Annotated in this window: 6 protein-coding genes and 1 tRNA gene; 5 read left to right on the top strand and 2 right to left on the bottom strand. The window is 68.2% G+C overall.

All coding sequences use genetic code 11. The features are described from left to right. Nucleotides 1–476: hypothetical protein (locus ACWELQ_RS37460; RefSeq protein WP_452401754.1), on the top strand; the 476-nt coding region annotated here is incomplete at its 5' end. Nucleotides 477–783: 307 nt separating this feature from the next. On the opposite strand, the gene ACWELQ_RS37455 is transcribed toward ACWELQ_RS37460, so the two are convergent. Further along, nucleotides 784–2,199 carry a DUF1254 domain-containing protein gene (locus ACWELQ_RS37455; RefSeq protein ID WP_452401755.1) on the bottom strand — a complete coding sequence of 472 codons (1,416 nt, stop codon included), beginning with the start codon at nt 2,197–2,199 and terminating at the stop codon, nt 784–786. A gap of 236 nt (nt 2,200–2,435) precedes the next feature. Between ACWELQ_RS37455 and ACWELQ_RS37450 the strand changes: the two genes are divergently transcribed. Then, nucleotides 2,436–2,508: transfer RNA gene (locus tag ACWELQ_RS37450), tRNA-Gly, on the top strand. A 215-nt stretch (nt 2,509–2,723) separates the two neighbouring features. After that, a complete protein-coding gene (locus ACWELQ_RS37445; protein ID WP_452401753.1) occupies nt 2,724–3,029 on the top strand; it encodes a hypothetical protein in 306 nt (101 codons plus the stop codon). On the opposite strand, the gene ACWELQ_RS37440 is transcribed toward ACWELQ_RS37445, so the two are convergent. Further along, nucleotides 3,026–3,214 carry a hypothetical protein gene (locus ACWELQ_RS37440; protein WP_452401752.1) on the bottom strand — a complete coding sequence of 63 codons (189 nt, stop codon included), beginning with the start codon at nt 3,212–3,214 and terminating at the stop codon, nt 3,026–3,028. The two genes, ACWELQ_RS37445 and ACWELQ_RS37440, sit on opposite strands and share 4 nt — an antisense overlap. A 12-nt stretch (nt 3,215–3,226) precedes the next feature. On the opposite strand from ACWELQ_RS37440, the gene ACWELQ_RS37435 reads away from it, so the two are divergent. Both ACWELQ_RS37435 and ACWELQ_RS37430 read left to right on the top strand, forming a co-directional pair. Beyond that, nucleotides 3,227–3,442 (top strand): hypothetical protein, encoded by a 216-nt coding sequence (locus ACWELQ_RS37435; protein ID WP_452401751.1) that lies wholly within the window; start codon nt 3,227–3,229, stop codon nt 3,440–3,442. Between the two features lie 108 nt (nt 3,443–3,550). Further along, nucleotides 3,551–4,741 (top strand): hypothetical protein, encoded by a 1,191-nt coding sequence (locus tag ACWELQ_RS37430; protein WP_452401750.1) that lies wholly within the window; start codon nt 3,551–3,553, stop codon nt 4,739–4,741. The last annotated feature ends 429 nt before the right edge of the window (nt 4,742–5,170 follow it).

Genomic DNA, 5,170 nt, shown 5'->3' with positions numbered 1-5,170 from the left:
AACCGGGGGTCGCCACACCGCAGGCCGCCGCCTCCGTCACCACCGCGCCGCCGGGTACCGATCAGCCCGCCGCGGGATCGCCGGCCGGACTGTGCCCCAACGAGGCCAAGGGCGGCAATGTCCGCGGCAACGGGCCGGGCAGCACCAAGTCCGGGCCGGATGTGATTCTGGCGCTCCAGAATCGGTACTACGTCGACCGCAACGGCAAGGCGGTGCGCGAGATGTTCGCCCCCGACGCCGCCGCGCCGACCGCCGAGCAGATCCAGGCCGGGATCGACTCCATCCCGGTCGGCACCACCTACTGCGTGCAGATCATGCCCGGGCCGTTCGACGGGCAGCACGTCATGGTGGTCAGCGAGCAGCACCCGGACGCCACCAAACGCACCTGGTCACCGCAACTGGTGATCACTACCAAGGTCGGCGACGCCACGCTCATCTCCGCCATAGTGCCGATGAACGAGGACACCCCGAAATAGGTGCGCCCACTGCGTGTGTGGATCCCGGCCAAAAACACGCCGGGATGACGGGGCAGGGCCGGACGCCGAGACGAGGATCAGACGCCGGGCCGACGCCAGACACCGGGCCGACACCAGACACCGGACCCACGCCAGACACCGGGCCGACGCCAGACACCGGGCCGAAATCAGGCGGGGCGTAGGCCAGATAGTGGCGGAGACAGGACCGGGCTGAGGCCAGGCGCGGGGCGGGCGCCAGATCGGGGGTGGAGTCGGGCGGGAACTGAAGTCAGGCGGGGCTGAGATCAAACGGGGGCGGGGGCTGAGGTCAGGCGGGGGCTGGGGTGAGGGCGGGGGGCTGCCACTTGCCCTGGGCGGCTTCCGGTTTGGGGGCGTAGAGGCGGAGGGTGAGGGAGAATTTGCCGGTTGCGGGGATGGGGAGCCAGTTGCCGGTGGGGACTGCGGGGCCGGGGTCGGCGTTCTGGACGGTGAGATCAAGGGAGCCGTCGGGGTTCTTGGTGACCGGGACCTGGTGGCCTACCGCGTAGATGTTCGCGGGGTTGGGGATCAGGAAGCTGTCGGCGTCATAGGCGGTGATCGACCAGAAGGCGTCGACCGGAGGCAGCTGGCCCGGGGCGAAATGCAGACGGAAGCGCTGCGGCGTGCCGTTCGCGTCGGCCGTGCCGGACAGCGTGGGATACAAAGCGTCCTGGGGCAGGTTCGCGCCGAGGGCGAAGTAGGCGGTATGCGCGCGGAGGGCGTAATTGGTGCCGTAGGTGCCCAGATCGGTCGAATACGACCAGCCGTTGACGTCGACGCCGTGCGGATCCCGATAGTCGGCCAGCTGCTTCTTCCCGGCCTCGACCCCGGCGGTCAGCACCGCGGCGTCGGCGAAGGGTGAGCCGCCGGGCTTGATGCCCAGGGTGGCGAAACGGTTGAGGGCGGCGGTGTCGGCCGCGCCGGGCGGGTTCGCCGACATGAGCGCGCAGAGTTTGGTGAAGAACGCCGGGCCGTCCAGTGCGGCGACCTCCTGGGAAGGTGACGCGCCCTTGACGCCCGCGCTGAAAGGCACACCCGGAGTGGCGATTCCGGGATCGGCCAGAAACGCGCTCAGCGGCGCGAGCAGCAGCCCGGACTGGATGGCGCGCACGGCGGGGATATCGTCGGGCCCGTTGAGCTGTACGCGGCCGATGATCCACACCGTGTTGGTGGGCATGGCCAGTCGCGTCATGCCCTCGGGGACATCGCCCGACCAGCCGGGGCCGGTGATCAGATAGGTGAACGGCGGCGTCGGCCCGGCCGCGGTCACCTGCGGGCGCAGGCTGCTCGGATCGTGGGTGGTGTCGGTCCAGGCGTCGAGCCGCTGCATCAGCCAGTACCGGTCGGCTTCCATACCGGGGACGCGCAACACCAGCGGCTCGACGGTCAGATCCAGCCACGCCTGCGAGTACAGGGTGTCGAGATTGACGCGCACCACCAGCCGGTCATCGGGGCCTGGCAACGAATCAGCATGCACGAATTGATTGATCGGGCCGCCCGCCGAACGGGTGGCGTCCATGAGGACCAGCGGATAGCCGAAGGTGTAGGCATCCGCCGCAATCGCCGTAGGGTCATTGCTCGCCGAGGTGGTGGTCGTGCCGGTGCCACTGTCTTTGCCGCTCGATCCACAGGCGGAGAGCGCGGCCCCGGCAGCGACGGCCAGGCCCACGCCGAACAGTTCACGGCGACTGACACTGCCGAACATCTCCGACACAGCGACCTCCTGAAGGATTGAATCCGAGCCGGGCGAGCAGTTGGCAATCCAACGGCAACCAGTTGCCGCCTCGACGCTAACAAGGGCAGTGCGGCGGTGATGGAATTTCGGGCGTCGACTCGCGCGAAGAACTCGCCGTTTGCCAGGCGTTTTGGAAATGCGGCGCGGGTGGGCTATCGTTCTTTCTCGCAGCCGGACGGGCCGAAACAGCCCGGAAGGACGCGAATGCGGATGTAGCGCAGCTGGTAGCGCATCACCTTGCCAAGGTGAGGGTCGCGAGTTCGAATCTCGTCATCCGCTCAATTCCTTCCCCCGCCCTCGGAGATCTCTCCGAGGGCGTTGGAGATTTTCCGGCACTCTCGGACATCTCCCGGCGGTTTCGCAGCGGATCCACCGCTATCTCGGAGCATCTCCACCACGAGCTCGCAGGAATGGCAAGCGAAAGCCGTTCTTACGCAGTAGATCTCACAGACATTCCCGGGCATGTCGGCGCCTTTTCGCGGTACCTTTTCAGGGTGACCCTGTTGCTCAGCGCCTTTCACGACACTGTGCTCTCCCAACACGCCGTGCTCGCCCAGCTCGGCAACCCCACCCCGGAGACACCCCCGGTTGCCGACAAGCTCATGAAGCTGGTCCGCTACTTCACCTGGTTCGTGCTGTTGTCGGGGGTCCTGGCCATCACCTACGCCGGTGGCCGCTTCGCCTGGGAGAAATGGTCCGGCAGCGGCCTCGCCTCCCCGAAGATGGTCGCCGGAGCCATGATCGGCGGCATCATCGCCACCAGCGCCGGCACCATCATGAACGCCGTCATCACCACCTAGACCGGCCCGAACTCCCGCGCCGTCTCCGCCGCCCGGATCCACCGCGACCGGCCGCGGAATCGGCGCTGCCCGACCATATTTCGCAACGGGCCGCCCACTCCCCCGGCGGCCCGATGCCCGAGCCGGTGATACGGCACCACCGCGTCGGCCCGCGGATGAAACCGGAATTCGCGCCTCGCGGCCATAGACTCGGCCCCATGAACGCTGAGAGCGAAGGTTTCCGGTCGTTCGAACTCTTCGACCGTGTCACGGTCGCCACCGACCGATTCGCGAGGATCGGTGTCCCGCGCGGCTCGGTCTGCCACCTGATCGATCAGTACACCCCCACCGACTTCGAGCTGGACTACTCCGACGAAACCGGCGCGACAGTGATCACCTTCAGCGCCACGACCGCGGACCTCCGCCACGCGTGAGACCGCGGCACGGCCGATCACCCGCAGGGCGGACGCGGGCGGAGCGGTTGTGTCGGTGGGCGCGGTTAGGCTCGTCGAACGGATTGGCGAGGACGGGTAGGGGTGGCGTTGACGACGAGTGATGCAGCGGTCACGCGGCGGGTGCCGCGGGAGGATCCGGCCGAGGGGCTGGACTTCGGGCTGGAACAGGTCAACGAGGTGCTGGCCGGGATGGTCACCGAGGTGGCGGCCGATCGGGCGCGGGACGCGGAGTTGATGACGTGCCGGTTGGGGCTGGATGGGGAGAACCCGGAGACGTTGATGCTGCTGGGTGCGCGGTTCGGGGTGTCGCGGGATCGGGCGCGGCAGTTGTACACCCGGGCGGTGGGGGTGATGGTGCGGCAGGCACTGGCCACCGAGGAACCGGATCTGGGGGTGTTCGAGGCGCGGTATCCGGTCGGGTGGGGTGATGAGCGGCTGGTACGGACGCTGCTCGCGGAAACCTATGCCACCGACGGGGATATCGCGGCGCAGGACTGGGCGTATCTGAAACTGCGGCTCGCCGGGCACGATCTCCAGGACTCGAAACGACTGGCGGGCTTCGTGTTCCAGCGGATCGCCGGATGGCAGCAGAAGGGACGCTGGCATCTGCTGCCCGCGGCGCAGCCCGACGACGCGCCGGACGACATGTGGAACGCGTGGCTGCCACGGGTCGAATGGTCCGGCGGCACACCCGAACCCGTCCCTGTGCTGCCCGCCGGACGCCTCGACTACGAGGACGACGGCCGCGGCCACATGTACTCCGAAAAGCTCGGCCGCGAAGTGACTTTCGACACCGCCTTGCAGGCGCGACTGCTGCGCGCACTCGACGCCAGCCCGCGAGTGGCCACCTTCGCCGAACTGCCCGCCGCCGTGACCTACCAGCTCGACGGCAGCGAACGCGTCCACTACCCCACCGCCACAGCCACATTCACCGACGGACGCACCGTCCTCATCGACGTGCTCCCCCTCGCTCACACCGCGCTGTACCCCCAGCGCGCCCGCGCCGCCGCCGGGCGCGCCTACGCCCACGCACACAACTGGGGCTGGCTCACCTGGACCGGCAGCCGCGACGGCGTCATGGACCTCATGAAGCGTCCCGTGGACGCACGGCGCGAGAGCGCACTCTCCACCCTGCTGGCGGCAGGCACCCTCACCTGGCCCGCACTCCATGAATCCGCGACCCGCACCGGCCTGGACCTCCTCGACCTCGCAGCCTTGGTGCTACGCCACAACTGGCGCTGGGACCGCGCCCCCTTCCGCCTCTCCATGCAACCCTGACAACCTCCCCGCCCCGGCCCCGACGCCCTGCCCAGCCCCGACGTCCCGCTAAGGCTTGACATCCCGCCAAGCCTTGACATCCCGCCCAGCCCCGACACTTCCACCCGGGCCGCCTCTGGGCGCACGCAGGTCCGTGCGCCGCTGCCGTGGGCAGCTCCCTCGACCGCCAGCCCCCAGGGGCTCACAAGATCAAGGTGTACTCACTGCGGTGAACCGGACAAAATTCCGCAGTGAGTACACCTTGATCTTGATTGCGGGGATTCTTCGGGGGATCCTCGCGGATTCTCAGGTGCGAGGGGTGGACTCGTGGGGAGTGATCATCGGAGGAGTGGAAGGAGTGACGTGACACCGGCCACGCAAACCGCCTGAGTCGCCAGCCTCCGCAACCAAGCAGACTAGTTACCATCGAATGCATGTTCGATGAGCTTG

This window comes from Nocardia sp. NPDC004722 (assembly GCF_053601505.1).
Note: the sequence above shows the minus strand (reverse complement) of the source record. Positions and strands in the feature narration are given on the sequence as shown.

Bases quoted from the DNA above. Each gene is read 5' to 3' on its own strand.
- ACWELQ_RS37455 (WP_452401755.1), bottom strand. From the start codon at position 2,199: ATGTTCGGCAGTGTCAGTCGCCGTGAACTGTTCGGCGTGGGCCTGGCC.
- ACWELQ_RS37440 (WP_452401752.1), bottom strand. From the start codon at position 3,214: ATGGCCGCGAGGCGCGAATTCCGGTTTCATCCGCGGGCCGACGCGGTG.
- ACWELQ_RS37435 (WP_452401751.1), top strand. From the start codon at position 3,227: ATGAACGCTGAGAGCGAAGGTTTCCGGTCGTTCGAACTCTTCGACCGT.